The 14,567-nt window shown below is 48.4% G+C and carries 14 protein-coding genes; 2 read left to right on the top strand and 12 right to left on the bottom strand.

From position 1 onward, the window contains the following. Positions 1-49: 49 nt before the first annotated feature. The 4 genes from ilvD to EJL91_RS17175 all read right to left on the bottom strand — a co-directional run bounded on the left by ilvD (position 50) and on the right by EJL91_RS17175 (position 4,511). Positions 50-1,720 (bottom strand): dihydroxy-acid dehydratase, encoded by a 1,671-nt coding sequence (gene ilvD, locus EJL91_RS17190; protein ID WP_125143185.1) that lies wholly within the window; start codon positions 1,718-1,720, stop codon positions 50-52. Between the two features lie 504 nt (positions 1,721-2,224). Next, the gene (gene leuB, locus EJL91_RS17185; protein WP_125143184.1) at positions 2,225-3,313 is read right to left on the bottom strand and encodes a 3-isopropylmalate dehydrogenase; all 1,089 of its coding nucleotides are present in this window, start codon (positions 3,311-3,313) and stop codon (positions 2,225-2,227) included. Positions 3,314-3,714: 401 nt separating this feature from the next. Further along, positions 3,715-4,296, bottom strand: a complete 582-nt coding sequence (locus tag EJL91_RS17180) for a 4Fe-4S binding protein (RefSeq protein ID WP_125143183.1) — start codon at positions 4,294-4,296, stop codon at positions 3,715-3,717. Then, on the bottom strand, positions 4,293-4,511 hold the full coding sequence (locus EJL91_RS17175; protein WP_125143182.1) for a 4Fe-4S dicluster domain-containing protein: 219 nt from the start codon (positions 4,509-4,511) through the stop codon (positions 4,293-4,295). The genes EJL91_RS17180 and EJL91_RS17175 overlap by 4 nt, the downstream gene beginning before the upstream one ends. Before the next feature lie 349 nt (positions 4,512-4,860). On the opposite strand from EJL91_RS17175, the gene EJL91_RS17170 reads away from it, so the two are divergent. After that, complete coding sequence (locus EJL91_RS17170) at positions 4,861-5,733, top strand: helix-turn-helix domain-containing protein (RefSeq protein ID WP_125143181.1); 873 nt, start codon at positions 4,861-4,863, stop codon at positions 5,731-5,733. A gap of 82 nt (positions 5,734-5,815) precedes the next feature. On the opposite strand, the gene EJL91_RS17165 is transcribed toward EJL91_RS17170, so the two are convergent. From EJL91_RS17165 to scfA, 8 genes are all read right to left on the bottom strand, one after another. Beyond that, complete coding sequence (locus EJL91_RS17165) at positions 5,816-6,238, bottom strand: DUF2871 family protein (protein ID WP_125143180.1); 423 nt, start codon at positions 6,236-6,238, stop codon at positions 5,816-5,818. A 23-nt stretch (positions 6,239-6,261) separates the two neighbouring features. Further along, complete coding sequence (locus EJL91_RS17160) at positions 6,262-6,933, bottom strand: hypothetical protein (RefSeq protein ID WP_125143179.1); 672 nt, start codon at positions 6,931-6,933, stop codon at positions 6,262-6,264. Then, entirely contained in the window at positions 6,902-7,495 is a 594-nt protein-coding gene (locus tag EJL91_RS17155; protein WP_125143178.1) for a TetR/AcrR family transcriptional regulator, read from the bottom strand. Before EJL91_RS17155 ends, EJL91_RS17160 begins: the two co-directional genes overlap by 32 nt. 1,060 nt (positions 7,496-8,555) lie before the next feature. Further along, positions 8,556-8,828, bottom strand: coding sequence for a preprotein translocase subunit YajC (gene yajC / locus EJL91_RS17150; RefSeq protein WP_125143177.1), 273 nt, complete (start codon positions 8,826-8,828; stop codon positions 8,556-8,558). 88 nt (positions 8,829-8,916) lie between these two features. Next, positions 8,917-10,059: a tRNA guanosine(34) transglycosylase Tgt gene (gene tgt, locus EJL91_RS17145; RefSeq protein WP_125143176.1), complete on the bottom strand. Its 1,143-nt coding sequence runs from the start codon at positions 10,057-10,059 to the stop codon at positions 8,917-8,919. Positions 10,060-10,062: 3 nt separating this feature from the next. Next, entirely contained in the window at positions 10,063-12,219 is a 2,157-nt protein-coding gene (secD, locus tag EJL91_RS17140; RefSeq protein ID WP_125143175.1) for a protein translocase subunit SecD, read from the bottom strand. A gap of 67 nt (positions 12,220-12,286) precedes the next feature. Then, the gene (scfB, locus tag EJL91_RS17135) at positions 12,287-13,684 is read right to left on the bottom strand and encodes a thioether cross-link-forming SCIFF peptide maturase (protein ID WP_125143174.1); all 1,398 of its coding nucleotides are present in this window, start codon (positions 13,682-13,684) and stop codon (positions 12,287-12,289) included. Between the two features lie 132 nt (positions 13,685-13,816). Further along, positions 13,817-13,963: a six-cysteine ranthipeptide SCIFF gene (scfA, locus tag EJL91_RS17130; RefSeq protein WP_125143173.1), complete on the bottom strand. Its 147-nt coding sequence runs from the start codon at positions 13,961-13,963 to the stop codon at positions 13,817-13,819. A 206-nt stretch (positions 13,964-14,169) separates the two neighbouring features. Here scfA and EJL91_RS17125 point away from each other — a divergent pair, with 206 nt between their 5' ends. Further along, on the top strand, positions 14,170-14,529 hold the full coding sequence (locus EJL91_RS17125; RefSeq protein ID WP_125143172.1) for a TIGR04086 family membrane protein: 360 nt from the start codon (positions 14,170-14,172) through the stop codon (positions 14,527-14,529). Positions 14,530-14,567: the final 38 nt, after the last annotated feature.

The following is a 14,567-nucleotide window of genomic DNA, read 5'->3' as shown; positions in this document are numbered from 1 at the left end:
CCTGTGATCTTTTATCTCACGGCTGATGCCGGTTCTTTCGGGACTCCGCTTATTTCTTCGGGACCTCCAGCACAGCTCCCCTGTTGCCGCTGGTAACCATGGCCGAATATCTTGCCAGATAACCGGTTGTAACCTGAGGGGTCCTCGGCTGCCAGTTCTTCCTTCTCTCCTCCAGTACCTCGTCGGAAACAAGAACATTTAATTTATTTTGATTGATGTCGATGGAAATGATATCTCCCTCTTCTACGAGGGCAATCGGTCCGCCCACGGCTGCTTCCGGTGAAACGTGTCCGATGGATGCCCCTCTGGATGCGCCTGAGAAGCGGCCGTCCGTAATCAGGGCAACGGAGGAACCCAGTCCCATTCCCGCAATCGCCGACGTCGGGTTCAGCATCTCTCTCATGCCCGGTCCGCCCTTAGGACCTTCATAACGGATCACAACCACATCTCCGGCCACAATCTTTCCTTCCTTGATGGCGGCAATCGCATCTTCCTCACAGTCGAATACGCGGGCCGGTCCCTGGTGCTCAAGCATCTCCGGCGCTACGGCGGAACGTTTTACCACTGCCGTGTCAGGCGCCAGATTGCCCTTTAATACAGCAATTCCGCCTGTCTGGCTGTATGGGTTTTCGATCGGCCTGATGATCTCGGGGTCACGGTTTACACAGTTTTTAATATTCTCTCCGACCGTCTTGCCCGTCACCGTCATGCAGTCCAGGTTTAACAGGTTCTTCTTCGACAGTTCGTTCATAACGGCATAGACGCCGCCGGCTTCATTTAAATCTTCCATATATGTAGGACCTGCAGGCGCCAGGTGGCAGAGGTTCGGTGTCTTTGAACTCATCTCATTGACCAGCTCCATGTTCAGATCAACGCCTGCCTCATGAGCGACCGCAGGAAGGTGAAGCATGCTGTTGGTGGAACATCCGAGCGCCATGTCTACAGTGAGGGCATTTAAGAATGCCTCTTTTGTCATAATATCCCTTGGGCGGATGTTCTTCTCATACATCTCCATTACCTTCATACCGGCGTGTTTGGCCAGCTTGATACGCTCGGAGTACACGGCCGGAATGGTTCCGTTGCCCTTAAGTCCCATACCCAGCACTTCGGTCAGGCAGTTCATGCTGTTAGCAGTGTACATGCCTGAGCAGGAACCGCAGGTCGGGCAGACTTTATTCTCGAATTCCGTTACCTCTTCCTCCGTCATCGTGCCGGCTGCGTAGGACCCCACCGCCTCAAACATACTGGAAAGACTTCTCTTCTGTCCATGGACTCTTCCTGCCATCATCGGGCCGCCGCTGACGAACACGGTCGGTACATTGACTCGGGCCGCCGCCATCAGGAGTCCCGGTACGTTCTTGTCACAGTTTGGAACCATGACGAGGGCGTCAAACGCATGAGCCAGCGCCATACACTCTGTGGAATCCGCAATCAGATCTCTTGTCACCAGTGAGTACTTCATTCCAATGTGCCCCAGGGCGATCCCGTCACATACGGCAATAGCCGGGAAGCCCCCCGGTGTGCCTCCGGCCATTGCACCCCCCATTTTAACCGCCTCTACAATTTTATCCAGATTCATATGGCCGGGAACAATCTCATTGTAAGAGCTGACAATTCCCACCATTGGTTTTCTCATTTCTTCTTCGGTCATGCCTAGCGCATTAAATAATGAACGGTGGGGTGCCTGCTGCATCCCTTTTCTAACTGCATCACTTTTCATATTTCCTCGTCTCCTTTTTTCTGCCTGTTTTCCGTCTTGTCACAAGTCAACTGACTCCACGACTGATTTTTACACGTTCAGATAAACGCCCATTTTGGTTTATCTTTTATTCTACAGCATTTCCCAGCTTTTTTCACCTGTTTTATATGCTTTTTTCCAGGTTTTTTTTGGATTCTTTCAAGTATTTTGGGCTTTTACCAGGTTTTTGTAAAACCTGCCCCGGTTCGGCGCATTGTTTTCGCCTTTCATGTAATTTTATAAATGATGGAGTTTTGTGCAAAACTCCATCATTTATTCCTGTAACAATTTTTTTATTTTTTTGGGATTTATGTAGTCTTTTATTGATAATAAACTTTTATTTACAATTAATATTCAATTAATGTATCTTGCACTTTTAAACAATTTTCAAGTAATGTCTAAACAATAATCAACACTTTATGTTTTTTAGTTGTTTATTGCATACAGTGTCATTTTCTTCAAGCCTTAATGTTCCGGTCTTTTTTCTTATTTGTGGATCCGCTCGCAAATCAGCTTCCCCATCTGAGTGGTGCCGACCTGGGAACATCCGTCCGCCATAATGTCTACCGTCCTGTATCCTTCCGTCAATACCTGCTGCACCGCATTCTCGACCGCCTTTGATTCCTCATCCAAATCAAAAGAATAGCTGAGCATCATCGCAGCCGACAGGATTGTTGCAATAGGGTTTGCAATCCCTTTTCCTGCAATGTCGGGAGCAGAACCGTGGCTTGGCTCGTAGAGGCCGAATTTGCCCTCGTTCAGGCTGGCCGAAGACAGCATTCCGATAGAACCCGTAATCATGCTCGCCTCGTCAGACAGAATATCGCCAAACATGTTTTCCGTAAGGACGACATCAAACTGTCCCGGATTCATGACAAGCTGCATTGCGCAGTTATCGACCAGCATATGGGACAGGGTGACTTCCGGGTAATCCTTTGCCACTTCCTCCACCACTTTTCTCCAGAGCCTTGAGGAATCAAGTACATTCGCCTTATCGACGCTGGTCACGTGTTTCTTTCTCTTCATTGCAATGTCAAATGCCTTAACGGCAATTCTTCTGATTTCATTCTCATTGTAAACGAGGGTATCCACGGCCTGAAGCACTCCGTCCACTTCCTCTGTATGACGCTCTCCAAAATAGAGGCCGCCTGTCAGTTCCCTCATAATTACCATGTCGAACCCGTCCCCGATTATCTCACGTTTCAACGGGCAGGCATCGGCCAGTTCATTATACAGGTAAGCGGGACGGATATTAGCAAAGAGTCCCAGCCCCTTTCTGATAGCCAGAAGCCCGGCTTCCGGACGCAGGTTCGGAGCCACATCGTACCACCTGGAATTACCCACATCTCCGCCGACAGCGCCTAAAAGCACGGAATCGCTCTTTCTTGCCGTCTCGAGCGCCTCATCCGTAAGCGGTACTCCATGTGCGTCGATGGAAACGCCTCCCATCAGCACCTCCGTATATTGAAAGGTGTGGCCGTAGACTTCTCCTACCCGATCCAGCACCTTGCATGCCTCTCTCACGATTTCTGGTCCAATTCCGTCTCCCGGAATCACTGCTATCTGATAATTCATATCCCTGTCCTCCTGCGTTTCTTAATTTATTATATAGAGCGTGTCTGAAAACTCATTTCCGCAGAAGTGGGCTTTCAGACACGCTCTAACTGATTGATGACGGTGGCCCGCACGCCCGGCGTGCAGATTATCGCTGTATCCATCATATCTTATTCAACTTGATTTTTCAACCGTCTGTACCGATTTACCGGCTCCCGGCGTATAGTAATTTGGAATTCGACCTATAACCTGGGGTTATCTGGGTGGATGGCAGTGATTACCAAACGCGGTAAGCCTGAATCATTGCATGAAATATTACACTTTGCTGCACTCTTCTTTTTAGCGGGCTGTATCAGTATCTTCTTAAGATTAGGTAACGGAACGGCAAAAATTGAACGGACTTATTAAAGCAATTGTAAACGCTACTGTTTATTCCTGTTTTCCAGCTTGCAAATCCCCTGAGTCATTGTTCCCATCGGACAGAAGGTACACCAGGTACGCGGTTTATAGAGAACCATCACAATCAGCCCGATCAGTAAAGATGTCAGCATCAGACTGTAGAAACCAAAGCTGTACTGGGCCACCCAGTCGGGCACCATACCGGCCGTGTAAGTCCATCCCCAGGGGACCCTGAAAGTCCAGAACAGCTTGATTGCCTCTCTGAGACCCGACGCTCCGGCTGCCACAAGATATGTCTGGAATACCATATTACAGAACATGGTAAGGAAAAATGCAAGAAAACCGTAGCGGAACCACGGGCTTACAAGAAAACGCGGAGTCGGCCTGTTTCTGGAGCACTTATATTTTCCTCCCAGCATGGCAAAAAGCTGGCCGCGTCCGCAGAGGTTGTTACAAAACCATTTATTTCTGCCAAATATCGCGATGAACATCGGCAGGAGAAAATCAATCATTCCCAGCCAGGCAAAAAGTATATTAAAAAATCCAAGGGCAAAATAGATAATTGACCATATCCAAAGATAATCATACCAGTGCTTATTTTTCATGACTGCACCTCCCTGGTAAAAATAGAAAGCGCTCCCGCCGGACAAATCCTTGCGCAGAGCCCGCACCCGACGCACCGCCCCGGATCGACGGCGGCATAGCATCCTCTGAAAACCTCAATTGCCGTTTTCGGACACACCTTCTGGCATGCCCCGCAGGCGACACAACTCTTCTCATTCACTGACACGCATCGTTTTGCAGTTGTTTTAACAGACATACATATTACTCCTTTATGTTTGATAGTTAGAATCATAACATATCATCGCGCTCCGTTCTGTAACCAGGTCACGTTTAATCCGCTCCTGTTTGCACAGGATGTATTTTGTAAAATGTTTTGTCCGTTTCTCTATATCGCAGAGCATGTTACCGGGAAATGTTGATTATTTTATGTTTATTCGGTAAGATAGACTCATAACAGACTGTTTTCGTGCCGTCTTATGCCAGTTTCAGGCTCCGCAACCTCAGGTAGCGGACAAAATCAGATTTGATACATGAAGTTGGTGGAGGTAGCGCCGGTGCAACTGTAGAATTAAACACATAAAATACATTCTGCAGGAGGATAAAATATGAGTTTTACAGACAATTTGCAATATTTACGAAAGAAAAAAAATCTGACACAGGAACAGTTTGCCGAACAACTGGAGGTGTCCAGACAGGCTGTATCCAAGTGGGAATCCGGTCAGTCCTACCCGGAGATGGAGAAACTGCTCCAGATCTGCGAACTGTTTGATTGTTCGATGGACACTCTGCTCAAGGGCGACGTGACGGAGGCGGAAAAAGAAGACCTGGCCGGCTATGACCTCCATATGAACCATTTTTCCCTTATGACGGCCTTTGCGGTTTCCCTGATCATATTATCAGTCGTTCCCGCCGCCTCTCTTGAAGGGATTCTTAACGAAGCCTTCACCAGCATTATTATGTTTATCCTGATTGGCATCGGCGTATATATACTGATTATATCAAACGTCAACCACAGATATTACTGCAAACGCTATCCCTCCGTCGCTGATTTCTATACGGGAGAACAGCGTGACGAGTTTCACAGGAAATATGCAATCGCCATGGCATCCGGCGTCAGCCTGCTTCTGTTTGCCCTCTGCCTGAACGTGGTACTGGAATATATGCAGTCTCCTTACTTTGATGAAGCGGGCGGCGCTGTTTTTCTCATCTGTACTTCTCTTGCCGTGGGCATTTTTATCTACTTCGGCCTCCAGAAGGATAAGTATAATATTGAAAAATACAACCGGGCAAACCTTCCGCATGACACGGAAAAAGGCCGTTTGGCCGGTAAACTGTGCGGCGCCGTGATGCTGCTTGCAACCGCCCTGTTTCTGTTCCTCGGCCTTGCGTTCGACATGTTCCGCTATGCCTCGGTTATTTTCCCAATCGCAGGTATTTTCTGCGGCATTATCTATCTGTTCCTGGGTGATAAAAGCTAAAAAGCCTGCGGGATGATCACAACGTGACTGTCCCGCAAGCCTGATTTTTTTCATGGATGCATTATACAACCGGCCTGATATGCTAATTTTCCTTAATTACCTGTTTCCTGAGCCTCAGCAGCAGTAAAATCACGCCAACCGAAAGCAGAATATGGCCAATCCCAGCAATGCCCGATATGGAGGCGTCCATGCCCCTGCTCAGCGTGCTGTTCCATACCTGTGTCAGCCCTCTGATTAAAAAGCCAAGTCCGGTAATATTCAGCCCCGCATGATAGACGGCGATAATCTTTCCAACGCCCCTTTCTCCTGCCAATCTAAAATTCTTTTCAAGCAGCATCAATATAAGAAAAAAGAACATTCCCAGAATAAAATAATGCGTATGCATCACAGACAAATTTGTATAGCCTGTGAAACCGTTCAATTTCGTGTATTCCCTGTAAAACACTCCCGATGCCATGGCTGCCGCCGCGTATACAAGAGATGCGTTTGCGTAATGTTTCATCATTTGCTCCCCTTTCTGTAGGACTCTCAGTTGCTTTGCCGTTCCTGCTTATAAAGTCTTCGGTTCATCAGCACAATCCATACGTAAGCCAGTGTTTTCGGTATCATCAGCATGCCGACCGCAGGCGCGGTTCCGCTGAACAGTACAACCGGCAGATAAAATCCAAAGGACAGCCCCACCGCCAGTGGCATAAAACGGAATACACCGTCGTTTGCCCGCTTTATCTCCCTTGCAAAAATCACAATGATAATAAGGCCCATTACCGCAAACGGCACGTTGCGCAGTATGCCGAACATCAGCGGCTGGCGGTACTGGAGCCATTGGTTCTGCGGCAGAAGGCAGAGCCCAATCCGGAGAATAGAGAGAATCCACACGGCCGCCGTAAGTTGTCTCTCTTCCCTGATTCCATACCGTTCACGCCATATATAATAAAGAAGCAGATAAAAAACTGTCATCGTGATGGAGGTGACAAATTTGCCAATCCCCAGCGCAGCAGCGTTGGCCTCCAGCCCCTTTGTCCATAGTGCGTAGGAACGCGGCACCAGATGAAATGCATCCCCCGCTCCAAGTAATGCCGTCATAAGCCCGGCCAGCTTCACAAGCCTGCCTTTTCCCTTAGCCAGCATGGTCAGTCCCGTTATCAGGGCAAACCCAAGATATAAAATATCAAATATTGTTTCCGCAATCGCCTGTGCCATCTTCGTCTCCCGTCCTGCAGAGCGTACGCCTGACCATCTCGATAAAGAAATGGAATTCATACGGCTCCGTCCTCAATAACATGACCATATTCGCCACAATAAAGCGCGAATACTGTTCCATGGTAAATGTCCCGTTCCAGATATCATTCCGCACGGAAGGGTCCTGCTCCATCCGCCGGAGCAGCGTTTCTGCCAGTACCGCCTGCATCGATTCCATGCGTTCCTGCCCCGCTTTCTTCACTTCACCCAGGCTGTTCATAAGCGAACTTCCCGAGCTGTCGATACGTTCCTTCAGAAAGAAGAAAATCTCTTCAAGCTGTCCGCAGAAAGAATCTGCCGTGACCGCCGTCCTCATCTCGTACAGCGTCTTCTTCCAGTACTCTTCCGTCAGAGCCAGCAGGATATCCTCCTTGCTGGAAAAATAGTTATAAACCGTACCGGTTGCAACCCCTGCCCTCTGTGCAATCGAGCGCATATTGACCGCTTCAATTCCTTCCGTATCTGCAATTGCCCGCGCAGAATCGATCAGAGTGCCGCGCAGACTGTCATCTTTTTTTCTCATACTGTAACCTTCCCCTGTCTCTATTAAATGAACATGTTCATTTATATTATATGATAATGGTTCTTGTTTGTCAACGTTTTAATGAACGCGTTCATTTTAAGATGTTGCCTTTTACTATTAAATGAGGATTTGATTGAGAAATGAGGACACCGCCGTCAGGCCAGGGGCCGGGGTGGTGAGGGGGATCGATGAGTCTTTCGTCCCGGAGAAAGGTTGTCGTGGGCGGGGAATCCGGGCAGAAAAAGTTCCTCCGGGAAACGCTTGCGCTCGTTGGAGTACATATGGTACTAACCTCGAAAAGACCTCGGTAAGTACCAATGAACTCCCAGGTTCCCTCCGGAATCTTTTTCTCCCTCCCCCGCAGGAAGGTTATGGCCGGGACAAAAGACTCAGCCAAAGACGGCTGCCCGGCCCCCGGCCTGCGGCGCCTGATCTGTCCTACTTCTTCAATGGGGGGAGGCGCTTGTCGCTGCCACTACGTTTCCCCGGATGCCCGAAAACTACATCCTGTTCACTTTGAAACTATGTAAACTTATAATCTTATAATCTTAGAGTGTTTATTCTGCTACTCTTTTTATGCATCCCAGGATATCGTCAGAACGTAAAATAGTTACGGCTATATAGTGGCCGCGACAATACTACCACCCCACTTGACGAAAGAGACAATCAGCCCCTGAAGCCGGCGGACGGGGCAACAACCTTCCCTGAGTCTTCAGTCCCGCCGACAACCTGCCCGGGGAAGGAAGGAGAAAACTTTCCGAAGGGAGACCTTGGAATCCGCCGGTGCTTGATGAGGTATTTTCGAATCTAGCACCCGCTGCGCATTCCACAAGCGGGAGCGAGTCCCCGCAGGAATTTTTTCTCCTGGATTCCCCCTCGCCACCCCCTGCAAACCGGGACTGAAGACTCATACACACCCTCCCCCTCCCCCGTCCGCCGTCTCACAGAGGCGTCCTCGCATCTCAACTAAAATAAAAACGCCGCCCGGACAATTCTCCAGACAGCGTTTCCTGCTGCGGTAAAACAATACTGTTACATATCTTCAACCACTATTTTTCAATTACAGTTCCGGTTTTTCAACCTGAACGATTGCATCCTTGCGCATTGGAATACGGCAGTTCTTATTGCTTCCAAATTCCACGATAACCGTGTCATCCGTCATGTCGATGATAACACCGTAAAATCCACTGGATGTCAGAACGCTGTCGCCTACTGAAACACCTGCCATCAGTTCCTGCATCTTTTTCTTTTCTTTCTGCTGTGGTCTGATCGCGATAAAGTACATAAGTCCTATGATAAAGACAAAATAAAGTACCCAGCCCATTGTGCCCATTTTCTTTCCTCCTTTGACCGATCCGCCGCCTCGCCGCGTAATCTTAATTTTTAGTTTGTTCCCGGATGGAGCTCTTAACTGAGTATTCTCAGTTCTGTTCCTCACCGGCCATCATGCCGGCCAGCTTTGCAGCCTTATACTCGGCATAACGGTGATGTTCGATTGCGTCGCGAATCTCTTCCATCATTTTATTATAAAAATATAAATTATGCAATACACATAATCTCATCCCGAGCATTTCTTTTGCCTTGAAGAGATGTCTGATATACGCCCGGCTGTAAGAACGGCATGCCGGACAGCCGCATCCCTCCTCAAGAGGTCTCGGATCCAGCTCATATTTTGAATTGAGCAGGTTCATCTTGCCATGGTTTGTGTATACATGGCTGTGGCGTCCGTTTCTGGTCGGATATACGCAGTCGAAGAAATCCACACCGCGGTCTACCGCCTCCAGAATGTTGGCCGGCGTTCCCACTCCCATCAGGTAAGTAGGTTTATCCTCCGGCAGATATGGAACAACCGAGTCCAGTATGCGGTACATCTCATCGTGAGTTTCCCCCACGGCCAGACCGCCCACCGCATAACCGTCCAAATCCATCTCACTGATGGTCTTTGCATGTTCAATACGGATATCGTCGTAAACCGCTCCCTGGTTGATTCCAAAAAGAAGCTGCTCCCGGTTTACCGTGTCGGGCAGGGAGTTGAGACGTTTCATCTCCTCCTTACAGCGGACAAGCCATCTCGTGGTCCTGTCTACCGACGCCTGGACATATTCCCTGGAGGCCACGCTGGAAGGACATTCATCGAATGCCATCGCGATTGTGGAACCCAGGTTGGACTGAATCTGCATGCTCTCTTCCGGTCCCATGAATATCTTCCTGCCGTCGATGTGGGAGTTGAAATAAACGCCCTCCTCCTTAATCTTTCGGAGACCCGACAGGGAAAATACCTGGAAACCGCCGGAATCAGTCAGAATCGGCCTGTCCCAGTGCATAAATTTGTGAAGGCCGCCAAACTGTTTAATCAGCTTGTCTCCGGTCCTCACATGAAGGTGGTAGGTGTTGGACAGCTCCACCTGGGTACCGATTTCCTTCAAATCGTCGGTCGACACGGCGCCTTTAATGGCGCCGACCGTACCCACATTCATGAAAACCGGTGTCTGGATGGTGCCGTGGGCGGTTTTCATCTCCGCCCTCTTGGCACGTCCATCTTTATAAAGAATCTTGTATTCCATAAATTATTTCTCTTTCTTTTTCATTGCCGTACGTGCCTCGGCTGCCTTCTTATCCTTATTCTGGCTGAAGACATACCACAGGGAACCGGTCAGGCAAACGGAAGAGTACGTACCGCAGACAATACCAACCATTAACGGAAGCGCAAATTCGCGGATGGAAGAAACGCCCATCAGGAAGAGTACAAATACCATAATAAAGGTGGTAAGGGAAGTATTGATACTTCTTGTCAGCGTCTGGCTGATACTTAAGTTTACAACATCTTCAACCGTCTGTGTGTGCTTTTTCAGCTTCATATTCTCACGGATACGGTCGAAAATAACAATGGTGGCATTGATGGAATATCCCACAATAGTAAGCATACACGCAATAAAGGTAGAACCTACAGACCACTTGAATACTGCATAGAATGTGATAACTACAAGCACGTCATGCACAAGAGCCAGAACCGCGCTGGCCGCAAATGTAATGTTGCTGAACCGGAACCAGATGTAAAGCAGCATACAGATAGTGGCAATGACTACGGCTATGATGGCATCCTGCTTCATCTCGTTGCTGATCGCACCGGAAATACTGTCTGCCGTAATCTTCTCCTGGTCAACTCCGAAATTGTCAACCATAGCCTGATCAAGCGCTTCTCTCTCATCCACGCTCAGGGTTCTTGTCTTGATAATAACCTCATTCGTTCCCGCTACTTTTTGGGTCTGAGTTCCCGCTTCTCCCGTAATTTTCTCCACTACAGGGACAACTTCGGACGAAATCTGATCTAAAGACAGATCCTCATTAAAGGTCACGTTGGTAGATGTTCCTCCCCTGAACTCCATGCTGTAATTCAGAATCGTACCTGTGGAGGAGCTGTTCAGGCCCATGGCGGCAAAACCTGCCACAATCATAACTGCTGAAATTGCAAAACAGATTTTTTTGTATTTTAAGAATGGTTTTATCTTGGTATCCTTTTTAATACCATAGAATTTGGCATCCTGCAATCCTGCCTCATACAGGCAGTTCAAGGTGAATTTTGTCACAAACAATGCCGTAAACATGGAAAGGACAATACCGATCGCCAACGTGGAAGCGAAACCTTTTACGGTACCGGAACCTCTCCAAAACAGAACCGCCGCCGCAATCAGAGTTGTAACGTTACCATCGATAATCGCGGAAAGGGCTTTTGCAAAACCTGTCTTAATTGCAGATTTTACAGTCTTGCCAAGGCCAATCTCCTCCTTGATACGGGTGAAGATGATGACATTGGCATCTACCGCCATACCGATAGACAGGATAATACCGGCCACACCCGGAAGGGTGAGCGTTACTTCAAAAGCTGCCAGCAGGACCAGAATCAGGCCTACATACAGGCACAGAGCTATGGAAGCTGCAAGACCGGGTACCAGGTATGCAAAAATCATAAATACAACAACAATTGCAAAGCCAATTGCTCCGGCCTTAAGGCTGGTGGAAATGGCTTCCTGGCCCAGCTTTGCACCAACGACATTGGAACGAAGCTCTTCCAGTTCCAGGGAAAGGGAACCGATACGGATCGTAGCAGCCAGATTCTCAGCCTCCTCATAGCTTCCCATACCGTCGATACGGCACTGTCCGCCTGTGATTGGCTCTTTTACGTTAGGGGCGGAAATGGCCTGCCCATCATATACGATATAAATTGGTTTTCCAACTCCGTTTGTCGTTGCATCGGCAAATGCCTTTGTACCTTCCTCATTGAAGGTCAGGGCAACCACATACTCTTTTACGCCGCTGCTGTCATCCATGCCGGCCTTGGCGCTGCTCACCTGTTTTCCGTCCAGAACCTGATTAAATTCAGAATCCAGGAAAACGAGGGAACCAGGTTTGCCTAATTCCTGCAGAATCGCGTTGGCATCGGAAACACCAGGGATATCTACGTTGATACGGTTGTTACCTTCCTGATAAACCTCAGCCTCGGTGCTGTAGTTCTGCACCCTCTGCTGCAGTTTATAGATCGTGTCCGCCATATCTTCTGAAGACGGATTTTCCTCTTTTGCCTGGTAGGTAATGCTGACACCGCCGGCCAGATCCAGTCCCAGCTTGATTGATTCCATCGTTGAATATCCAAAATAACCGAATATACCGACGGCAACAAGCAGGATCAGCAGCCCTAAGAGGCCCTTTCCTTTTTTGTTCTTCATTGCTTTTCTCCTTTTGCTTTTCATCTATGCTTGCTTTTCAGCCGTGTTTCTCAAATTATCTCTTCTTTTATTCTTCCTCGGCCAGAGCCGCTTTAATCATGATTGCGCATTCAATGCGCTTTTTCTGCATCTCGCATCCGATGTCATAGGCATCTGTGATGGAGCCGTGGAAATTAAAAGAGTTGGCCGCACAGCCGCCGCTGCAGTAAAATCTGGCGAAGCAGTCCCTGCACTTGTCCTTTGCGTAGACGTTGCAGAGCTTGAATTCATCACGGATCGCCGAATTCGTCACTCCCTCGTCCACATTGCCGAGCAGGAATTCTTCATTTCCCACAAACTGATGGCATGGATAGAGATCCCCCCATGGCGTCACTGCCAGGTACTCAGTTCCCGAACCGCAGCCGGAAAGGCGTTTTGCAACGCAGGGGCCCTGGTTCAGATCCAGCATAAAGTGGAAAAAGGTAAAACCCCTTCCCTCTTTCTGGCGTTTAATATATTCTACAGCCAGTTTATCGTACTCTTCCATAATCTGAGGAAGATCTTCCTCCCGGATGGCGTAATCTTCCTCCGGAGGAGCCACGACCGGCTCTATGGACATCTTTTCAAAACCGAGATCTGCAAAATGGAGCACATCCCCGGAGAAGTCCAGGTTATTTCTGGTGAACGTTCCCCTGACAAAGTAGTCGCGCTCCGCCCGCTCTTTCGCGAACTTCTGGAACTTTGGAACGATCAGATCATAGCTTCCCTTTCCGTTTCTGAACGGACGCATCCTGTCGTTGACATCCTGCCTTCCGTCCAGGCTCAGAACAACATTACTCATCTCCCTGTTACAGAAATCCATGATCTCGTCGTTTAACAGAACCCCGTTTGTGGTCAGGGTAAAACGGAACTTCTTATTGTAAAGCTCCTCCTGAGAACGGCCGTATTCCACAAGCTGTTTTACAACCTCCCAGTTCATCAGAGGCTCGCCGCCGAAGAAATCCACTTCCAGGTTTCTCCTGGAACCGGAATTTGCAATCAGGAAATCGAGTGCCTTCTTGCCCACTTCAAAGCTCATCAGCGCCCTGCGGCCGTGGTACTCTCCCTCTTCCGCAAAGCAGTATTTACAGGCCAGATTACAGTCGTGGGCAATGTGGAGGCAAAGCGCTTTTACAACCGTCTGCCTCTTTTTAAAATCCATGACATAGTCTTTATACACATCGGCAGTAAAAAGCTCTTCCCTGTCAATCAGCTCCTGAATGTCGGAAAACGCTTCCCTTATTTCATCCGTACTGTATTTTTCCTTCAGAATACCCGTCACTTCCTCTGCCACAGCCTGAGGCACCGGCGCAGGTTCACTCATATCCGCGAGCCTGTCTGAGAGAAGTTTAATTGCATCATAAAGAAGCGGATCCACTGAATGGACAGAACCGCTGTTCACGTCTAAAACGATATAAAAACCGTTATTTATATATTGATGAATCACTCGCTTTTCTCCTTATCCAGACATATGTAGGCAGGCAATACTGGTGTCTTGCCTGCCTCCCTTGTCAAATCTCTTCTGTTTACCGACGGTGAAAAGTTGACAAAGCAGACTCTTCATCGTTTTCCGAGGAAATTAGCGATTCTGGTTCTCGCAGCTCTGGTTTCCTACCGTACAGGATGTCTTACATGCAGACTGGCAGGATGTCTGGCATTCGCCGCAGCCGCCCTTCTTCATGGTGTTCTTTAAAGTATTTGTGTTTAATGTTTTAACGTGTTTCATTATTCTATATCCTCCTCATTAAAATTACGATATAAATTCTTACAGATTATATCACATGTTACTCACATGTGCAAGCTAAAAGGCCTGATATTACGTGAGAAATCAGGCAGGTAAAGGAAGCTGAGTAACCAATTCCCACCCTGTCCGCATATCCCGCCCTTCTCCTGAATATACATGAAGCAGATGAAAATTTACAAGGAGTCAATATGGGAAAGTCCAGTCTGCGGATTCTCATCCGCACCATTTTTACCACCTACATACTCACCGCCGTTTTTCTGCTGATTCTGGCGTTCAGCCTCTATCAGTTTCACTTGAGTGAAAGTCAGGTAAACCTGGGAATCAATGTCATTTACATTGTCGCCTGCTTTATCGGCGGCGTATTGGCCGGGAAAGCCGCCAGGATGAAACGGTTTCTGTGGGGATTCTTCTCCGGCGCCGTCTATTTCCTGGTGCTTCTGGCCGTATCCTTCATCATTAACAAAAGCATTGGAAGCAATATGAACGAACTGGCTCTTATTTTCGCAATGTGTGCCGGCAGCGGCACCATCGGCGGGATGATCAGCTGACGGCAAAGGGCTGAACAAAATCCCCGCATGTTTTCCGC

The sequence above is a fragment of the Clostridium transplantifaecale genome, from assembly GCF_900626075.1.
GTDB lineage: Bacteria > Bacillota > Clostridia > Lachnospirales > Lachnospiraceae > Otoolea > Otoolea transplantifaecalis.
The sequence above is the reverse complement of the archived record's forward strand: the minus strand, read 5'-3'. Positions and strand labels throughout refer to the sequence as shown.

Coding starts and splice junctions, on each gene's coding strand:
- ilvD (WP_125143185.1), bottom strand. CDS start 1,720: ATGAAAAGTGATGCAGTTAGAAAAGGGATGCAGCAGGCACCCCACCGT.
- leuB (WP_125143184.1), bottom strand. CDS start 3,313: ATGAATTATCAGATAGCAGTGATTCCGGGAGACGGAATTGGACCAGAA.
- EJL91_RS17180 (WP_125143183.1), bottom strand. CDS start 4,296: ATGAAAAATAAGCACTGGTATGATTATCTTTGGATATGGTCAATTATC.
- EJL91_RS17175 (WP_125143182.1), bottom strand. CDS start 4,511: ATGTCTGTTAAAACAACTGCAAAACGATGCGTGTCAGTGAATGAGAAG.
- EJL91_RS17170 (WP_125143181.1), top strand. CDS start 4,861: ATGAGTTTTACAGACAATTTGCAATATTTACGAAAGAAAAAAAATCTG.
- EJL91_RS17165 (WP_125143180.1), bottom strand. CDS start 6,238: ATGATGAAACATTACGCAAACGCATCTCTTGTATACGCGGCGGCAGCC.
- EJL91_RS17160 (WP_125143179.1), bottom strand. CDS start 6,933: ATGGCACAGGCGATTGCGGAAACAATATTTGATATTTTATATCTTGGG.
- EJL91_RS17155 (WP_125143178.1), bottom strand. CDS start 7,495: ATGAGAAAAAAAGATGACAGTCTGCGCGGCACTCTGATCGATTCTGCG.
- yajC (WP_125143177.1), bottom strand. CDS start 8,828: ATGGGCACAATGGGCTGGGTACTTTATTTTGTCTTTATCATAGGACTT.
- tgt (WP_125143176.1), bottom strand. CDS start 10,059: ATGGAATACAAGATTCTTTATAAAGATGGACGTGCCAAGAGGGCGGAG.
- secD (WP_125143175.1), bottom strand. CDS start 12,219: ATGAAGAACAAAAAAGGAAAGGGCCTCTTAGGGCTGCTGATCCTGCTT.
- scfA (WP_125143173.1), bottom strand. CDS start 13,963: ATGAAACACGTTAAAACATTAAACACAAATACTTTAAAGAACACCATG.
- EJL91_RS17125 (WP_125143172.1), top strand. CDS start 14,170: ATGGGAAAGTCCAGTCTGCGGATTCTCATCCGCACCATTTTTACCACC.